Consider the following 18322-nt stretch of genomic DNA (forward strand, 5'->3'; position numbering starts at 1 on the left):
GATTGACACCATCCTGGGGCGCGCGTCCTAGAGGGCCTCGACGGCGAGAATCCGCCCTCGAAACTGAGCATGCGGGCGTTGAGCAGGGCTTGCGCTGCGGCGTCAGCTATCTCTCGGCAATGCTCCGCCACACCACCCTGCGATTCGCAGAACGCAACTTCGGCAAAGCCGTCGCCAAGGCCTATGGCGGACACTCCGATCGGTTCAGCAGCGCCAACGACATCTGCACCACCGCCAGCATCGAAGAAGTCGCCCGCGTACTCGTCCTGCTCATCGGAGACCCGTTATCTTCTTCGCAGCCCTTGATCGAGGGCTACGGTCGCCAGGCCCGGTATGACTTCTTGCCCCTGTCGTTCGCATGATCCGGGGGGTGGTGTCGCCGGGACCTGGTGGCGTCGACGGACCGCTGATAGGGACAGGGCCGAGGGTAGGTCTCTTCATAACGTGGGTGCCGGGCGTCGACGCCGGATCGGCGACCGTGCCCGGTTTCGACGCGATGAGGAACTGCGAAGTGGCACAGGCGTATGCCGTGTTCTGCGGCGTTGACGTAGGTAAGGGCGAACACCACGCCGTCGGTCTCGACACCGGCGGCAAGCGGCTGTTCGACAAGGCATTACCGAACGACGAAGCCCGGCTACGAGCAGTGTTCGATCGTCTCGCCGAACGAGGGCCACTGCTGATCGTGGTCGACCAGCCCAACACCATCGGCGCCCTGCCAGTGACAGTCGCCCGCGTGTGCGGTCACGACGTCGCTTATCTGCCTGGCCTGTCGATGCGCCGCATCGCCGATCTGTATCCGGGACAAGCCAAAACAGACGCTCGCGACGCCTACATCATCGCTGATGCCGCACGCACGATGCCGCACACGTTGCGCCGCGTCGATACCGGCGATGAAGCACTGACCGAACTCGGTGTGCTGGTCGGCTTCGATGACGACCTGGCCGGGGAAGCCACCCGCACCAGCAACCGCATCCGCGGCCTGCTCACCAGCATCCACCCAGCCCTCGAACGCGTCCTCGGCCCCCGCGTCGCCCATCCGGCGGTCTTGGAAATCCTGTCGCGCTGCGGCGGGCCAGCCGGAATCACGGCAGCCGGACGGCGCAAACTCACCGCCATCGCGGTCAAACACGCCCCACGAATGGGCGCTCGACTGGTCGATGAAATCCTTGCCGCGATACCCGCGCAATCGGTCACCGTCCCCGGCTCCAAAGCCGCTGAGGTCGTGCTGCCCAAACTCGCCGACTCACTGAAAACAATCCTGCTGCAACGCAAATCCATCGCCGAGGACATCGAGAGGATGCTCGATGACCACCCTCTTTCCAAGGTCCTGACCTCGATGCCCGGCGTCGGAGTCAGGACCGGAGCCCGCATCCTGCTCGAAGTCGGCGACGGCTCAGCCTTCGCCTCCGCCGGCCACCTCGCCGCCTACGCGGGCATCGCCCCGGTCACTCACCGATCCGGCAGCTCCATCCGCGGCGAACACCCCGCCAGATCCGGCAACCACAAACTCAAACGCGCCTTGTTCCTGTCCGCCTTCGCCGCGCTCCACGACCCCGCCAGCCGCGCCTACTACACGCGAAAACGCGACGAAGGCAAGAAACACAACGCCGCCCTCATCTGTCTGGCTCGACGCCGCTGCGATGTCCTCTACGCCATGCTCAAAACCAAACAGCCCTACCGGAATTCGCGACCTGCCACCGCCTAAGCTGCCACACCAGAGCAGGGATCACCTGCCCAGATCCTCGGCACCTCGGGGTCTGGCCGGGGCGCCGCGCTGCCACCAATCGATGGCGTCGCCGTCATCGGCCATCCGCGCAATCAGCTGCGCGGTCGATTCCACCTGCGCACCGGACTGGTCACAGAACGACCACAGCTGCCGGGCCGCCCGATGAAACTGGTGGATCACGGCGTCGACCTCGAACGCGTCTTGCTCGCCCGCACGGAACCGGTCCACCGCCCAACCGACGTGCTCGATCAGCACACCGAGCTGCGCCTCGTGATACACAGCCACCGACGCACGGGCAGCCTGCCGTTCAGCCTTCGTCGCCACCCAATCACGCTACCGACAACCGGCTTCGCCCAACACCGTCACCAGCCACGCATCTACCCCGTGACTTGACAACAAACATAGGGACACCCCCCGCAGAATCGGGCGATCTATTCCCTGCGTTTGAGCACTATTGCCCTGCCCGATTCCGCTCCCACTCCAAGTTGAACAGTCGCTTTTCCCTCTCCAACTCCCACTGTTTCCGTTGAAGCTCTGCGCTTCGCATGCCGGATTCATGCTTGCTCCGATCAGCTGCGTCGGCTGATGCTTCGCGGCGTGCTGCCGCCTTCTCCAGCCGACGGTGTGCGGTGTAAGCGGGTGCCACGATGCCGCCGATGATTCCGCCTGCCAGGTAGCTACCTAGTGCGAATCCGGCGAGCGGTCCCGCGATCGCAGCTGTGATTGCAAGTATCAACATCAGGTCGGCCAGCCTGTGGAGCCTGAGTATCGAACGGACTCTGTAGTTGGCGAGATCGTTCGATGCTTCTTCGAGGGCCTCACGTATCGCGTCAGGAACGTTGGTGGTCCCCGTGGCGACCGCGGGTACTTCAGGGCGGCCCGGCATCCGTCCAGAGGCGGCGGTCTTCTCGGATATCCATGCAGCGATCAGCCCGGCGATCGCCGATGCGTATCCACCCACAGAGGCAGCGATCCAGAGGACGACGGGTCCTCTCTCGGGATCGTTGGCGGCGTCGGCAGCGAGCAAGATCCACATGAACCGCAATCCTCCCATCTAGATGACCCGACATGCCGCGATTCCTCGCACGATGCATATGCATCGACACTGCCCCTTCGGCAGGATCTGGCCCGCGACACCCGCGGACCATGCTCTCGGGATCGTTGAAACCGCACTCCCCTGGCGCGCCCCGCGACGCGATGCAACATCTGTTCCAGCGATCGGTGCCTGAGGCAGGATGATTGCTGCTCGCACACCTGTAGTTCCTCAGCTCGGCGATCTGCCGACGCAGCTGCTCGACCTGCTCCATGGCCGCCGCCTTCCGCCGGGCGAGCTCCTCACGCCACGACTCCATCACCGCTTCGGCGATAGGTCGCCAGCAATCACCGCAGCTCACAATGCCCGAGACCGCTATTCGATCAGTTTGTTCACAGGCACTCACGCACCCGGCCGGGACGGAAACAGGTAGTGCGCTACTCCATGCAGACACGTGGCGCGGGCGGAGAATATTCCTGCGCGGAGATCACGCAAATCAACCTGAGGGGGTTCCCATGTCAACATCAGTCGGCACCGCGACACTCGCCGCCGAGCAGGTCGTTCCGGTCGAACCGCCGATCCAGCACGATCGGGCGGCGCTGCCCGAACTCATCCAGGCGACACAACTCGTCCGGGCCATGCAGGCGCGCGACACATTCAACGTCGACGGCGCCCGCGCGACGGTAGCCGTGCTCGACACCGGGCTGCGCACCACGCACGTCGACTTCGCGGGCCGTGTGGTCGCCCAACGCAACTTCACCGCCGACAACAACGGCGACTCCGAGAACGCAGCCGACGGAAACGGCCACGGCACCAACGTGTCCGGCATTGTCTGTGCCGGCGAGATCCACACCGGGATGGCTCCGCGCGCGAAGCTGGTCGCGGTGAAAGTGCTCGCGAACTCCGGCGGCGGCAGCTTCACCCAGATCCGCGACGCCCTGCAGTGGGTGCTCGACAACCGTGCGCAGCACGGCATTTCGGTGGTCAGCATGTCGCTGGGCGCATCGGACAACCGCGACACCGACGCCGATCTCGACGGCGATGCGATCGGCGCCCTCTTCCGGGAGCTGACGGCGGCCGGTGTCGTCTGCTGCGTCGCGGCCGGCAACGACTACTTCGCGTTCGGCAGCGCGCAGGGCATGAGCTATCCGGCGATATTCCGCGAAACCCTCAGTGTCGGTGCGGTATACGACGCCAACGAGGGCGGATTCAGCTACCAGTCCGGAGCGCAGGCAATCTCGACGGCACCCGACCGCATCACCCCGTTCTCCCAGCGGCTGCACCGCAAGGTCGGCGGCGACTGCGAGACCGACATCTTCGCCCCCGGTGCACCGATCACCTCATCGGGCATCAACAACGATCGCGGCGAGTCGATCCAGCACGGCACCAGCCAGGCGACGCCGGTGATCGCCGGCATCGTGGCACTGTTGCAGGACTTCTGCATCCGAGTCACCGGCGCCCTGCCGAGTGTCGACGAGATTCGCGACTGGCTGGTCCGCAGTGCGGTCGACATCATCGACGGCGACGACGAGCAGGACAACGTGCAGCACTCCGGCCTGCGCTACGGCCGTGTCGACGCGATGGCCGCGTTGACCGCATGCGCGAAAGACCTCGCTCGGCGCCAACTTGCGGACGCCGGCGACCCGACCGTCGCGGTCTAGACCGATGAGCACCGACCTGGAAGCGGTCGCCCGGCTCCGGCTGGCCCGCAGCGAACCCGAGATCCGACATTCGGTACACGTCGCGGCACGCGGCAACCCGTTCGCCGCCGAACCGGACCCACGGCGCATCGCCGCGCGGTTGCAGGCGAAGTCGAGTGGCGAGTTGAGCGCCGACGACGCGCAGCGGGCCGCCACGGTGATCCACCGGTCGGCGCAATCCGGAGGCGAAGGGCTCGCGGCGGCCGACGCCCCGTTGACGAATGCGGCGGTCGCCGCGGCCACCCGGGTCAACCGGCCGGAGAAGATCTACGGCGACACACTGGATTTCGTGAACGTCGCGTTCCTCGAGAAGGGAACGCGGGTGGCTCGAGCTGTCGCCCGCGTCGCGTTTCGAACCGGAAATCCGCAGGGATCGGGCTTCCTCATCGGTCCCGGGCTGTTCCTCACCAACCATCACGTGATACCGGACGTCGAGACCGCGCAACTGCTTTGCCTCGAATTCGACTATGAACTCGACCTCGCCGGACGCCCGCGCCCGGTGACCCGGTATGCCATCGACACCTCGGTGTTCGTCACCGACGACGTCGAGGGGCTCGACTTCACGATCGTCGCGGTCGGCGCGCGCATCGACGGCGACCGCGAGCTTGCCGAATTCGGCTTCGTGCCGCTGTCGGATTCATCGGAAAAGCACATGCTCGGCGAGTTCGCCAATATCGTCCAGCATCCGATGGGCCGGCTCAAGGAAGTCGTCCTGCGGGAGAACAGGCTCGTTGCGCGGCTGGACGAGGTGCTGCACTACGTCACCGACACCGAGCCCGGCTCGTCCGGTTCACCGGCGTTCAACAGCGACTGGCAGGTGATCGCGCTGCACCACTGGGGCGGACCCTGGCGACAGGTGCAAGACGCAGCCGGACAACCACTTCCGGTCAGTGTCAACGAAGGCATCCGGATCACGGCGATCCTCGCGAAGCTCGGTGCGAGACTGACCGAACTCCCGGAGCCGGTCCGGAACCGGATCGACGCGGTCATCGAACTCGGCAAGCAAAACAACGGCGAGGGACTCATCGCGGCCCCGATCGCCACCCAACAACCGGCCGGGCCGGTCGTGGCCGGGCCCCGGATGTCCGCGGACGGCGCGATGACATGGACGGTTCCCATCGAGATCTCCATCCGGATCCCGCAACTGCCGGCGCAACCGACGGTGGTCACCACCTCGGAAGCCGCACCGCGCGGCGACTACGCCGAGCGCAGCGGGTACAACCCGAACTTCCTGCCAGCCAATATGGTTGCGCTGCCGAAGTTGAGTCCCGCGCTGGCCCCACAGGCCGCACCGAACAAACAGGCCCGCCCCGGCGACGACCCGTTCGAGCTGCGATACCACCACTTCAGCGTCGTGGTGAACCGGTCCCGCAAGCTCGCGTTCTTCACCGCCTCGAACATCGACGGCTCGACGAGCAAGAGCGTCGACCGCAAAACCAAGACCGTGAAGCCGTTGCTGCCAACCGATCCCGGTCTCGAGTCGATGAACGGCGCCGAAGCCGCCGAGACCTGGTACACCGACCCCCGCATCGAGCCAGGCGACTGCGCCGGCGCCGAGGTCTATGCCCGACAAAAGGTTCCGGGTTTTCCGAGCGGCAATGGCCGGATCGCTCGAATGTTCCAGCGCGGGCACCTGGTTCGCCGGCTCGACCCCGTCTGGGGCAGCGACGATCTCGCACTGGCGGCTGAACTCGACACATTCCACTTCACCAATTGCACCCCGCAGGTCGGGTTCTTCAACCAGGGCACGGCCGATCCCGCGAAACCTCTAACAGGCGGCGGACGGCTCTGGCGTGCCGTCGAGAACTACGTGCTGCGCAACGCGGTCGCCGAACATCAACGCGTCACCTGCTTCACCGGACCTGTATTCGACGAGGCCGACCGAACCTTCCGGGGACTCCAAGTACCCGGCCGGTTCTTCAAGATCGCCGTATGGGTCGAAGACGGGCGGTTGCGCTCGCTGGCCATGCTCGCCGATCAACGCCCAGTACTCGAGGTCTGGCCAGAAGCCCTGGAACCGGAAGCACTGGGCGAGGAAAACTTCCAGAACTCCGGCGAACTCGACCGGGTCGCGGACTTCCTGTCGACGGTCAAAGGTGTAGAGAAGCTCACCGGCCTCGATTTCGGAGATGCCGTACGGGCAGCGGACATTCGGACCGGCCTACGTCAGCGCACCGCGCACCGACCAGCCGAGCTACTCGACCGACGATGACAAGGCTCGGTGCGGGACGCTGACACGGATCTTGGTGGTCCGCCAGCGCGCCGGGCAAGCCGACGTCACCTTCACCACCACGACACCACGGCCGCCCTCCACACACTATTGACGACTCCGCGGCGGCCGCTGTCACCCGGCACGTGTACGCCTCAATCGTGGGTGACGGTTCGGTCGATCATTCTTGCAGCGCTTTGCATCGGCATTGGCCGGTGGTTCTCCGCCTGTCGTCTACCCCAAGTAGGCGTTCAACTCCACGTCATACTCGAACAACGGCGACAACAGGAACTACGTCCCCGGCGCGATCCCCCTCCGAGCCAGCCAACCCTGCTCCCCATCCGGCAACGTCTCCACAAACGACATCGGGTTCCTCGGGCGGTTCGGCTGATCAGTCGCGAACCTCACCCACCAACGTGATTCAGCCACCGAGAATTCTCTGGTCAATGACCGACCCAGTAGCAGGGACCCGAACGTCGCTACCTATGCGGCGGGGCCCTGCCTGTCAGAACTCGGCCGAATTCCGATCATCGAGGAGGAACATGATCGAAAGAAGAGGTCAACCGCGATCAAGGAGGAGCCGTGCCGCACTCATCGATCCACACCGCCTCGCTTCTGCAAGGCGAAGAGATCTACCGTAGCGAACTCGGCTCGCTGACCAGGCTCACCGCTGACAACTTCCCGATCCTCAGCGGGCTCTCGATCAAACGCCTCACCCTGGCGCCCGGCTCGATCCGGGAACCGCACTGGCACGCCAACGCCACCGAACTCACCTACTGCACCGCCGGGCAGGCGCTGGTATCGGTACTGGACAGCGGCAGTAACTTCTCGTCCTTCCTGGTGCGCGCCGGGGAGATGTTCCACATCGATTCCGGCGCCCTGCACCACGTCGAGAACATCGGCGACACCGATGCGGAATTCATCCTGGCCTTCCGCCACGAACGCCCCGAGGGCTTCGGCTTCAGCGCCGCGCTCGGCGCGATGACCGACTCGGTGCTCGGCAACACCTACGACCTACCCGCAGCCGACTTCGCCACAATCCGGCGCAGCACAACCGCGAAGCTCGTCCTGCGACGCGACGGCGCCCCCGAGGTCCCCGCCACCGCCCAGTTCGGCGACCCGCACCACTTCCCCCTCGAAGCGATGCCGGCGCCGGTGGACTCACCGGTCGGATCAGCGCGTACCGCCCGCGAACAGTTCTGGCCCGCCCTGCACGACATCTCGATGTACTCCCTGCGAATCCGCGAAGACGGCATGCGGGAACCGCATTGGCACCCCGTCACCGCCGAAATGGGTTATGTCCACCGAGGTTCGGCGCGCATGACAATCATGGATCCGGACGGAACCCTGGACACCTACACCGTGCACGAAGGCGAGGTCTACTTCATCCCCCGCGCCTACCCCCACCACATCGAGGTCACCGACTCACCACAAATCCACCTGCTGATTTTCTTCGACCAACCGACACCCGCGGACATCGGATACCGCGCTTCGGTGAGCGCTTACTCCCGCAAGGTCCTCGCCGCGACATTCGGTATTGCGCTCGATGCACTGCCCGACCTCCCCTTCACCCCCTCCGATCCGCTGATCGTCACCCGGAACAACCCACTCGTCTCGTAGCGGTCGACGAATGCAGGCCACTGCCTGCTCCGAAAGTTACGTCCCAACAAGGCCTTCCACGACCTGTGGATATCGAGCTGCAACGTCGCATACGGCCGCGCCGCCAGCGACCGACTCCACTGGCTCCACGCATCCGGCGAGCCAACCTCCCACTGCGGGTGAAGCCAATTGCTGCCTCGAACCGATCGATGTGCGCACCATTGCGAGTTCGCATCCGATGCAACTGGCGACGGAAGTGTCAGCGCTCTTCGAAAATCCGGCCACTAGCGCTCTTTGAAAATCGGCCACCCATCCACGATCGGAAGGGTGATCTCAGTGCAGGATTGGGCGCAGATCAGGTATCTCCATGCGAGCGAGGGCCTGTCGATGCGAGCGATCGCGACCAGGTTGGGTATTTCGCGGGACACGGTCTCGCGGGCGATCAAGTCCGACTCGCCCCCGCGATATCAGCGGGTGTCGGGTCCCTCGGCGTTCGATGAGTTCGAACCGCTGGTGCGGGCGTTGTTGGCGGAGTTCCCGGTGATGCCGGCGGCAGTGATCGCCGAGCGGGTGGGCTGGTCGGGGTCACCGTCATGGTTCCGTAAGAAGGTCGCCGAGCTGCGCCCGGAGTACGCGCCGAAGGATCCAGCCGATCGGCTCGAGTATCGGCCTGGTGATCAGGCGCAGTGTGATCTGTGGTTCCCACCGACACCGATTCCATTGGGCGCCGGGCAGATCGCGACACCACCGGTACTGGTGATCGTGGCTTCGTTCTCGCGGTTCATCACCGCGATGATGATCCCGACCCGAACGACGGCGGATCTGCTGGCCGGGATGTGGTCGCTGCTGTCGGGGCAGTTGGGCAACGTTCCACGAAGACTGTTGTGGGACAACGAATCCGGTATCGGTAAGGGCGGTCATCTGGCGGCCGGGGTGGCCGCGTTCACCGGGATGCTGGCCACCCGCATCATCCAGTGCAAACCCTTCGACCCGGAATCGAAGGGCATCGTCGAACGCGTCAACGGCTATCTGGAAACCTCGTTCCTGCCGGGCCGGTCATTCGATTCACCAACCGATTTCAACACCCAGCTCGCCGAGTGGCTGCCGATCGCGAACGCTCGACACGTCCGCCGCATCGCAGCCAGCCCTGCCGAGTTGATCGGCGCCGATCGGGCGGGCATGACAGCGTTGCCGCCGATCAGCCCGGCGGTCGGGTTCAGCAACCGGGCCCGGTTGCCACGGGACTACTACCTGCGGGTTCTGGGCAACGACTACTCGATCGACCCGACCGTGATCGGCCGGATGATCGACGTCCACGCCGATCTGGACACCGTCACCGCCCGCTGCGACGGACTGCTCGTCGCAGCTCACCGCAGAGCCTGGTCGAAAGCGTTGACCATCACCGAGCCCGCCCATGTCAAGACCGCCGCCCGACTACGAGAAGCGTTCGGACACAAGCGATCCCGAACAGATAGCGATGATGGTGGATTGGTGCGCAACCTCGCCGACTACGACGCCCGCTTCGGGGTCGACTTCAACAACGAGACAGTCGCGTGATGGCCGCACCCCGCGACACCGCCAAACAGATCGAGTACTACGCCAACGCCTTGAAGGCCCCTCGCATCCGCGACAGCGCCGCGCGCCTGGCCGACCAAGCCCGCGACGCGGGCTGGACGCATGAGGAATACCTTGCCGCGGTCCTGTCGCGGGAAGTCTCTTCCCGAGAGTCCTCCGGCGCCGAAATCCGCATCCGCGCAGCAGGATTCCCCGCCCGCAAAGCGATCGAGGAGTTCAACTTCGACCACCAACCCGCCCTCAAACGCGACACCATCGCCCACCTGAGCACCGGCCAGTTCATCACCAAAGCCCAGAACGTGGTGCTACTCGGGCCGCCCGGCACCGGCAAAACCCACCTAGCGATCGGGCTTGGCATCGCCGCCGCCCACCATGGCCACCGGGTCTTGTTCGCCACCGCGGTCGAATGGGTCACCCGCCTGCAGACCGCTCACCAGCAGGGCCGCCTGGCCGCGGAGCTGGCCAAGCTGCGCCGCTACGGGCTTTTGATTGTCGATGAGGTCGGCTACATCCCGTTCGCGCAGGACGCGGCGAACCTTTTCTTCCAACTGGTTTCCAGCCGTTACGAACACGCCTCGCTGATCTTGACATCGAATCTGCCGTTCTCCCGCTGGGGAGACGTCTTCTCCGACCACGTCGTCGCCGCCGCGATGATCGACCGCATCGTCCACCACGCCGACGTATTGACCTTGAAAGGCAACAGCTACCGACTCCGCAACACCGAAATCGACACACTCCCGTCCATGCGGACAGACAACACGGCAGACTAGACAACCATCAAGTGGCCTGATTTTCGAAGAGCGCCACCGGCCGAAATTCGAAGAGCGTCGACAGGAAGTAGCAATCGCGGAAGTTCCAACGGATATGTGAGTATCTGCTGTTCAAGCCGCTGGTTCGACGCAGACTCAGTGCCGATGCCTGTCGTCAGCAAACATCACGCACGAGCGGCGGTCGGGGATGAGAATGGTGTGTATGCGGGAACTGACCCCCGGCCGAACGTTCGCGGGTTACCTGATCCAACGCCGGCTCGGCGCTGGCGGTATGGGCGCGGTGTACCTGGCGCGCGACCCCAAATTTCCGAGATCTATCGTGCTCAAGCTGTTGGACAGCGCCGACGACGAGTCGCGTCACCGCTTCCTGAGCGAGGCCGATCACATCGCCACGCTCGAACACCCCAACATCGTCGCTGTCTACGACCGCGGCAGCGAAGACGACCAGCTTTGGATCTCGATGCAATACATCGACGGCGGCGACGCTGCCACAGCGGTGCGGACACGCGGTGCGCTACCGGTCGCTCGGGCCGTGCGGATCATCTCCGAGGCCGCCAAGGGGCTCGACTTCGCACACGCACACGGTGTGCTGCACCGTGACGTCAAACCGGCCAACATCCTGCTCGGCCAACCGGCTGGCGGTCAGGACGAGCGGGTGGTCGTCGCCGATTTCGGCATCGCGAAGGCGCTCGAGGACACCCAGGGACTGACCAGCAAAGGAATGCTGCTGGCCACCTTCGCTTACACCGCGCCGGAACGGTTCAACTTCACCGCAGTCGATGCTCGCGCGGACGTGTACTCCCTCGGCTGCACGTTCTACCACCTGCTCACCGGATCCCCACCCTATTCGGGTACAGCGGAGCAACTGTGGTGTGCGCACCGCGAGGCACCGATCCCACAACCAAGCCGGGCGACCGCTGCCCGCGACGCCGGCCTGACCAGAGCCTTCGACAGCGTCATCGAACAGGCCTTGGCGAAGAACCCCGATGATCGTCCACCGAGTTGTGGCGCCCTCGCCGCGGCTGCCCGACAAGCCTTGGACTCGGCCGCACCCGCCCACGCCGCCACTGATGCGACACCATCGACACCACTGCCCGACACGGTGGCCGATCAACCAGACCACATTTCCGTATCCACGAATCGCGCCAATGGCTTCTTGACACGTTGCCGACAAATCGTCGCGGCCGCGCAGCAGGTACTGCGCTCGAGGCCGGCGACGCCATGGTGGCGGAGGCGATCGACCACCGCAGCGATCGCGGTAGTTCTGCTGATCCTCGGGGTGGGGGTTTACACGATCTGGCCGCACCCGCGGCCCGACAGCAAGGTTGCCGAGAAGACGCTCAGCATTACCAAACCCGGTGACACAGACGAGGTGGTATTCACCGGCACCAAGGGGCAGAAGGTATTCGCCGAGGTTGCCTCGTCGACCCTGCCCTCTGGGTGTTCCGCGTTGTCGTTGCGCGACCCGGTCGGCAAGAAGATTGCGGACGGATGCATCAGCAGTGACGGCAGCGGCTTCATCGACACCACGACCCTGCCGGCTAGCGGCAAGTACTCCGTGGTGTTGCGTCCGTCGAACGACACCACCGGCAAAGCCACGGTACGCGTGATCGACGTCGTCGACCAGTACACGACAATCTCCCCAGACGGGACCCCGGTCACCAGCAAAATCGACACTCCCGGCGCCGTGAGCCGCTTCCGGTTCCACAGCACCAAGGGCCAGAAGGTGTTCGTCGAGATCGCATCGTCGACCCTGCCCTCTGAGTGTTCCCCGTTGTCGTTGCGCGACCCAATCGACAAGAAGATTGCGGACGGATGCATCAGCAGTGACGGCAGCGGCTTCATCGACACCACGACCCTGCCGGTCGACGGCGAATACACCCTCGTCATCGATCCGAAGTACACCGACCCGATAAAGAACGGAACCGGCGAGTCGCAGGTGCGGCTGTTCACCGTCATCGACCAGGACACGACAATCTCCCCAGACGGGACCCCGGTCACCAGCAAAATCGACACTCCCGGCGCCGTGAGCCGCTTCCGGTTCCAAGGGACCGCGGGTCAGAAGGTATCTGTCGAGGTGGCCCCGTCGACCCTGCCGTCCGACTGCTCCTTGTCGTTGCGCGACCCGGTCGGCAAGGAGATCGCGAATGGATGCATCCACAGTGACGGCGGCTCCGTCGATACCACTGCCCTGTCGGTCGACGGCGAGTACACCCTCGTCATCGATCCGAAGTACACCGACCAGATAAGGAACGGGACAGGCGTGTCGCAGGTGCGGCTCTTTACCCGGTGAAGTCCCTGCGTTTTCAGTTCCTGTCGGGGGCTGTCGAACTTGCTGGGCCGAAGTGCCTGTGCGGGGTCCGGTGCTCGGGCACGAAGTCCAGACCATTGGAGACGCGCCGGCACTGTGCCAGGTCCGATCCTGCGGTCTCGTTGTCGCCGAACTCGCTGATTTCGGACCGACGATCGGCGGCGTTGCCGAGCCGCTGTTCGTGCCGGACGAGGTGTGGGCACACAGCCGTCGCCACCAACGTTCCGCGGTGGGTGCACCGCACGACAACAGCAGGTCATGTTTCTTCGAAAGTCATCGTTGTCGAACCGATCCGGATCACGGTGCCGGTTGACAGCGGGGTGGTGAGCTCGATGAGTGCGCCGTTGACGTAGACACCGTTGATCGAGTGCAGGTCCCTGATCGCGAGGCCTTCCCGGCGTGGGACGATCTGCGCGTGGCAGCGGCCGACCTTCGGATCGTCCAACGTCAGATCGTTGTCGGGACCGCGCCCGATCTGCAACCCCTTCGGGAGGACCGCGACGACACGGCCGTCGTCGAACCGCAGCCGCCCGCTGCGGTGAGTCCTCGGGATCTCGGCCACCGTGGTGAGCAGCGTCTTGGCCTGCATCGTGGCGGCTGGCTCCGCCACGAGGATCGGTTCCTGCCGCCGCACCCGCTGCTCCAGCCGGACGAGCTCCGCGCACGGGTCGATTCCCAATTCGTCGGCCAGCATCGCCCGCACCCTGCGACACGCCTCCAGCGCGTCGCCCTGTCGGCCCGACAGGTACAGCGCGGTGATCAGTTGCCCCCACAGCGGCTCCCGAAATGGATATTTGTCGGCCAGCGTCCGTAGTTCGCCGACGACGTCGGAGGCCCTGCCGCACAGCAGATCCGCACTGATCCGCTCCGACACCGTGGTGATGCGTTCGTCCTCCATCGCGGTCGAGAAATCGTCGGCGTAGCGGAAACCGAGCAGATCGGCCAACGCCGTGCCGCTCCACTGATCGAGCGCGCGCTGGAAGTGCGCCGCTGCTGTGGCCGGGTCCCCGGATTTGCTGGCCGTTCTGCCGGCCTTACAGGCTGATGCATATCGCCCGACGTCGCATTCGGCATCGGAGATGTCGAGGCGGTAACCGCGGGCGACGGTACGCAGGATGGTGGAGTCGACCCCGGCCGACTTCAAGAGGTTACGCAGTCTGGCGACGAACACCTGCAGACTATTGGTGTACGCCTTGGGCGGGTTTCCGTCCCACAGCGCGTTCGCCAAGGCTTCCGTCGACACCCGCTGCTGCCGATTGATGGTCAGCATCGCGAGCATGGCCCGCGGTTTGGGACCACCCAACCGCAACTCCCGCGCATCGACGAACAAGTGCACGGGCCCGAGGACACGAACATCAATCCGCGGCACGATCACCTCCACCCCAACCTCGCCGGTGCCGGGCACCGCACTCGTCGATGCACAACCAGCCTCGCTGTTCCGGCGAAGTGTTCCAGACGCAGCCAGGTCCGCTGAGATAACCGAGCCGAACAAATGCTCCTCCTTACTCAACTACGAATCCTCACAACAACCGAATGAACGACCTTGTCATGCCAGGTTTGATGCTTGGCGTCCCAGAGGGGCCACAGGCCGTTCAGCAGGCCCGGAATACAGAAAAGGCAGTTGTTCCCGACGACATTGATCGCCAATTGGGCACACCACCGGGCAAGGGCGAGAGATGGCCCCAACGGTCGCCCGGTGCTTCCTCGATCACTGCGATCCTGACCCACTTCTTACCGAGGGACTGGCCGGTTCTGCCCTGCAGAATCACCTGGTTCGATACGGCGATCGCGAGGTAGATGAACACCCCGAGCCCCGCGATCACCAATCCCAGCCAGTTGGGTTCGGCTTCCGCGGATGGACCGTACTGCTCCCGGGCGACCCTCGTCGGCTCGGTGGCGATGGCGAGTCCGATACCCGCGACGATCACGGTGGGCACCACGGCCAGGGTGACGTCGGTCAGATAGGCGCCGACTTGAGACCACCACGACGCATACGGATAGTCACGTCGCGGGAGAGGCTGCGGCCAAACAGAGGGCGACATCGGCGGCTGCCCCCAGCGCAGGTTCTCCTGCCGGTACTGCGGGTACCCGAAGTAGCCTGGTCGTCCAGGATCCGAATTCAGGTTCGTCACGATATCTTCCGATCCTCGATGCCCGCGTCCGGCTGGCCATGCGTTTCGACCGGGGCGGGTGCCTCATCGGCGGCCACCATGAAGAACGTGGGTGCCGACTTCGTGGGCCGGTTCACGACGTTCGCTTGCCCGATCATCGTGCGACAACCCGCTCCCGCGAACACGGGTGGCCGACTACTCGTTTCCACCACTCGGTCATTCCCAGGCGTCTGCGTTCCGCTCAGGCGCCGTGCTCGACGACATAGGGTCGTCATACTTTTCTCCTCGAAGTTCGATGTACGGATCGGCTCGGCCCGCTGCACATTCGGGTGCGATGATCACTTGCGGGTGCAGCGGGACCGGCTGTCACGGAGTGCCTGGTACCGGCGCCGTATCGCCTGGAGCCAGCTACGGCGCCGTCCGCCTTCACATCAGGCCACCTTGAAAGTGCCCCGGTAATGACCGCTATCGCCTCGGAAGGCGAGCACCGCGATCGACCTGCCGCGTGGGCAGCGACAGGCGCTGCGGGCGACCGATAGGGTCGTCGTTGCCCTGCTTGGGGACACCCATGTAGATGGTGTGCAAGCTCCGAAGCGCATCCGAGATGGTCCCGGCGAGCACATCGGCCCGCTGGACCGGCGCTTGGCCGACCGTGCGCGCCAGCGCCCCGGTCCATGCCAGATTCAGGGCGCTCCGATAGGCGGCCGTCGCATCGTCGGCGACGTCGCGACCGTTGTCCTGTTCGATCAACTGAACGACGTACAGGGACTTGGGGTCGTACGCGGCGACCGCGACGTCACGGGTGCGACGGTCTCCGTCGTCCATCTCGTTCCAGAAGCTACCTGGCCCGGTCACGGTGAACTCCGTCTGCGAGGCAAGGTTGACACCGGTCGGGATGCTGCCCCGAAACAACAGCAGGTAGACATCATCTGACGTCCATTCGTCGATACCGGTACCTGTTTCGTCCACGCACTTCATCTCATCGACAAACACGTTCGCCATAACTACTTCTCCTTCAGGTCTGGGTGGAGGCGGGTTTCCGGCTCCACCGGATCGGACTTTCTGGAACCAACAATGAGGTCGCGAACTGATCACCAGCTGGCAGCCCTTGCACCCCGAAAACGAGCTGTGCCCGACAGTGGCGTGATCACGATCCATATCGACCTGGTCGGGGCGGTCACCGCCGCCGGGCTACATCGTCGTCAACGGCAGCTGGTATCGCACCGTGCGGGTATCGGACCTCTCCGCCAAAGGAGGGTCCCGGTCGCCGCGCGTAACAACGGATTTCGGCCCGGTGCCCCGTCCGGATAGGCGCTGTGCCGAACTTCGGTGACTTTTCGGCGACTACTACCGGAAAACTTCTTCAAGCCCCTGCACATCCTGCGTCCGGCCGACGACGAACTGATCACTGCCCGATCGGACCGTCGGCGTCGGTGCTTCGGGGTTGCCAGGATTCCGTCAGCCGGTGGCAAGCGAGGGGCCGAAGCATTGGTGCCAGTCCGGTCGACCGGACAGAGGGAGCCGAAAGTCCGCTTCCGCCAACGAAGGAGATAAACCATGACTCGCGCAACCCTGAACGTGAAGATCGCCCTGAAGAACCTCCATTGCCATGACGAGGGCGACGGATTGGGCAATGCTGCACCGTATCTGTGGCCGGTCTTCTTCAAAGTCGATGGCGAGGGCTACGCGGTGCGGTCGGCAACTGCCGGCCTCGCCGGGGCGCCGGTGATCGAAGCCCGCCCCGGCGGTCACGGTAACCTCGGCAGGTCCGAGGAAGGAAAGACCGTCAACGTCGGCCACAATGTGGGCGTCCCCGCCGCATTAGGCACGTGGGACAGCACCCTGAAGCCGATCCCCATCGTCGATGAGACGCTGCGGGCCAGGTTCGGCAACGATCTGCCTGGATTCGCCGGGGTCGTGGTCGTGCTCATGGAGGAGGACGGCTGGCCCGGCGATGTCCCACGGAAGGCTTACGCCGCACTGGTGGCAGCCGTGTCCAAGGGCGTGACCGAGGTGGCCGCCGAGTTCCAGCACGCGATGACCGCTCCGACGAAGGCCGAGATCGAGACCAAGCTGGCTGCCATAAAAGACGCCGCAGCCGACAAGGTCACGAAAGCGGTGAAAGCCGCGATGTCGGACCCTGAGAAGGTCTGGTTCGCCACCTTCGGTGACAACGACGACCTCATCGGTAGTCACGGATGGGTGTTCGGCTACGACGAGCTCAGCGCCCCGGTCATCGATTTCTCCCAGCGGTGGCGCAATGAAGGCGATTGGACGCTCACCGGGTCGGTCACGACCACACGGCAGGAATTGGTCCGCTACACAGCGGCGTGGACGCAGAACACGAGCGGCGAGATTCAGATCTATGACGCCACGTACGCCCAGTACCGGGCACGCTACGACGAGCTGTGGCCGAAAGGCTGGCGCCTGCACAGCCTGAACGCCGTCACGGTGAACGGGCAACCCCTTTATACCGCAGTGTGGCGTCCCGGCACTGGTGGTGAAATCCAGATCTACGGCGCGGCATTCGCAGAATACAAAGCCAAGTACGACCAGCTGTGGCCCCAGAACTGGCGGCTCACACTGCTCACCAGGTACGTAGTCGGCGGTCAGACCCGATACACCGCGGTGTGGGTTCCCGGCAAGGGCGGTGAGACTCAGATCTATGACGCCACGTACGCGCAGTACCGGGCGCGCTACGACGAGCTGTGGCCGAAAGGCTGGCGGCTCAAGCTCGTCGACGTCGTCACCGTGAACGGACAACCTCGTTACACCGCAGCGTGGGAACCGTCCACCGTCGGCGAGGTCCAGATCTACGACGCCACGTACGAGCAGTTCGAACAGCGCTACGACGAGCTCTGGTCCGGCGGGTGGCGACTGAAGTTCATCTGCACCTACAACCTGAACGGCCCGCGCATCACAGCGGTGTGGCGCAAGACGCGGGAACCGGAGGTGTGGGTGCACGGCTGGGAGCATGACGACCTACGGGCGCGCTACGACGCGCTGTGGCCGAAAGGCTGGCGACTGAAGGTCCTTGATCGATACACCGTCTGATCGCGCTGCGGCCGTTGGGCTCCGGTGGTCAGCCCGTCACCGCGACACGGTGTTCGGGCTGACCCGGATAAGCAGCCGGTGCTCCGGTCACCGGCTCCGGGACGCCCTGGACGAAGACCAGCGGCCCCGCCGACTCGATCATCGCGGTCGAGCAACCGGCCCCCAGCCCCGCTGCACCCTCGGTGACCACCACGTCCCGGGGGTGCGGCGGCCCCAACCATCCGCGGACTCGGC

The 18322-nt window shown here is 64.8% G+C and carries 15 protein-coding genes; 9 read left to right on the top strand and 6 right to left on the bottom strand.

Annotated features, from left to right (window positions below; genetic code table 11):
* Positions 1 to 119 precede the first annotated feature (119 nt).
* Positions 120 to 362: a hypothetical protein gene (locus ACQPYR_RS28405; protein WP_433622004.1), complete on the top strand. Its 243-nt coding sequence runs from the start codon at positions 120 to 122 to the stop codon at positions 360 to 362.
* 134 nt (positions 363 to 496) lie between these two features.
* Positions 497 to 1705: an IS110 family transposase gene (locus ACQPYR_RS28410; RefSeq protein ID WP_433635260.1), complete on the top strand. Its 1209-nt coding sequence runs from the start codon at positions 497 to 499 to the stop codon at positions 1703 to 1705.
* A gap of 21 nt (positions 1706 to 1726) precedes the next feature.
* Here the strand turns inward: ACQPYR_RS28410 and ACQPYR_RS28415 are convergent, their stop codons facing one another.
* Both ACQPYR_RS28415 and ACQPYR_RS28420 read right to left on the bottom strand, forming a co-directional pair.
* On the bottom strand, positions 1727 to 2050 hold the full coding sequence (locus tag ACQPYR_RS28415; RefSeq protein ID WP_433622005.1) for a hypothetical protein: 324 nt from the start codon (positions 2048 to 2050) through the stop codon (positions 1727 to 1729).
* 127 nt (positions 2051 to 2177) lie between these two features.
* Complete coding sequence (locus tag ACQPYR_RS28420; RefSeq protein WP_433622006.1) at positions 2178 to 2762, bottom strand: hypothetical protein; 585 nt, start codon at positions 2760 to 2762, stop codon at positions 2178 to 2180.
* Positions 2763 to 3274: 512 nt separating this feature from the next.
* Here ACQPYR_RS28420 and ACQPYR_RS28425 point away from each other — a divergent pair.
* From ACQPYR_RS28425 to ACQPYR_RS28450, 6 genes are all read left to right on the top strand, one after another.
* A complete protein-coding gene (locus tag ACQPYR_RS28425) occupies positions 3275 to 4420 on the top strand; it encodes a S8 family peptidase (protein WP_433622007.1) in 1146 nt (381 codons plus the stop codon).
* Entirely contained in the window at positions 4386 to 6671 is a 2286-nt protein-coding gene (locus ACQPYR_RS28430) for a DNA/RNA non-specific endonuclease (protein ID WP_433622008.1), read from the top strand. The genes ACQPYR_RS28425 and ACQPYR_RS28430 overlap by 35 nt, the downstream gene beginning before the upstream one ends.
* A gap of 579 nt (positions 6672 to 7250) precedes the next feature.
* Entirely contained in the window at positions 7251 to 8288 is a 1038-nt protein-coding gene (locus ACQPYR_RS28435; protein WP_433622009.1) for a cupin domain-containing protein, read from the top strand.
* 315 nt (positions 8289 to 8603) lie between these two features.
* Positions 8604 to 9824: an IS21 family transposase gene (istA, locus tag ACQPYR_RS28440; RefSeq protein ID WP_433635261.1), complete on the top strand. Its 1221-nt coding sequence runs from the start codon at positions 8604 to 8606 to the stop codon at positions 9822 to 9824.
* Positions 9824 to 10612 carry an IS21-like element helper ATPase IstB gene (gene istB, locus ACQPYR_RS28445; protein ID WP_433622010.1) on the top strand — a complete coding sequence of 263 codons (789 nt, stop codon included), beginning with the start codon at positions 9824 to 9826 and terminating at the stop codon, positions 10610 to 10612. Before istA ends, istB begins: the two co-directional genes overlap by 1 nt.
* Positions 10613 to 10814: 202 nt before the next feature.
* Entirely contained in the window at positions 10815 to 12905 is a 2091-nt protein-coding gene (locus ACQPYR_RS28450) for a serine/threonine-protein kinase (protein WP_433622011.1), read from the top strand.
* A gap of 274 nt (positions 12906 to 13179) precedes the next feature.
* Here the strand turns inward: ACQPYR_RS28450 and ACQPYR_RS28455 are convergent, their stop codons facing one another.
* From ACQPYR_RS28455 to ACQPYR_RS28465, 3 genes are all read right to left on the bottom strand, one after another.
* Positions 13180 to 14292 carry a BTAD domain-containing putative transcriptional regulator gene (locus ACQPYR_RS28455; protein WP_433622012.1) on the bottom strand — a complete coding sequence of 371 codons (1113 nt, stop codon included), beginning with the start codon at positions 14290 to 14292 and terminating at the stop codon, positions 13180 to 13182.
* 223 nt (positions 14293 to 14515) lie between these two features.
* Positions 14516 to 15055: an RDD family protein gene (locus ACQPYR_RS28460; RefSeq protein ID WP_433622013.1), complete on the bottom strand. Its 540-nt coding sequence runs from the start codon at positions 15053 to 15055 to the stop codon at positions 14516 to 14518.
* A gap of 444 nt (positions 15056 to 15499) precedes the next feature.
* Entirely contained in the window at positions 15500 to 16036 is a 537-nt protein-coding gene (locus tag ACQPYR_RS28465) for a hypothetical protein (RefSeq protein ID WP_433622014.1), read from the bottom strand.
* Positions 16037 to 16591: 555 nt separating this feature from the next.
* Here ACQPYR_RS28465 and ACQPYR_RS28470 point away from each other — a divergent pair.
* Positions 16592 to 18088: a hypothetical protein gene (locus ACQPYR_RS28470; RefSeq protein ID WP_433622015.1), complete on the top strand. Its 1497-nt coding sequence runs from the start codon at positions 16592 to 16594 to the stop codon at positions 18086 to 18088.
* 28 nt (positions 18089 to 18116) lie between these two features.
* Here ACQPYR_RS28470 and ACQPYR_RS28475 read toward each other — a convergent pair whose 3' ends face one another.
* Positions 18117 to 18281, bottom strand: coding sequence for a hypothetical protein (locus ACQPYR_RS28475; protein ID WP_433622016.1), 165 nt, complete (start codon positions 18279 to 18281; stop codon positions 18117 to 18119).
* Between the last annotated feature and the right edge of the window lie 41 nt (positions 18282 to 18322).

The organism is Nocardia sp. CA-120079 (assembly GCF_050955745.1).
Taxonomy (GTDB): Bacteria; Actinomycetota; Actinomycetes; order Mycobacteriales; family Mycobacteriaceae; genus Nocardia.

Coding starts and splice junctions, on each gene's coding strand:
- ACQPYR_RS28405 (WP_433622004.1), top strand. CDS start 120: ATGCTCCGCCACACCACCCTGCGATTCGCAGAACGCAACTTCGGCAAA.
- ACQPYR_RS28410 (WP_433635260.1), top strand. CDS start 497: ATGAGGAACTGCGAAGTGGCACAGGCGTATGCCGTGTTCTGCGGCGTT.
- ACQPYR_RS28420 (WP_433622006.1), bottom strand. CDS start 2,762: ATGTGGATCTTGCTCGCTGCCGACGCCGCCAACGATCCCGAGAGAGGA.
- ACQPYR_RS28425 (WP_433622007.1), top strand. CDS start 3,275: ATGTCAACATCAGTCGGCACCGCGACACTCGCCGCCGAGCAGGTCGTT.
- istB (WP_433622010.1), top strand. CDS start 9,824: ATGGCCGCACCCCGCGACACCGCCAAACAGATCGAGTACTACGCCAAC.
- ACQPYR_RS28450 (WP_433622011.1), top strand. CDS start 10,815: ATGCGGGAACTGACCCCCGGCCGAACGTTCGCGGGTTACCTGATCCAA.
- ACQPYR_RS28465 (WP_433622014.1), bottom strand. CDS start 16,036: ATGGCGAACGTGTTTGTCGATGAGATGAAGTGCGTGGACGAAACAGGT.
- ACQPYR_RS28470 (WP_433622015.1), top strand. CDS start 16,592: ATGACTCGCGCAACCCTGAACGTGAAGATCGCCCTGAAGAACCTCCAT.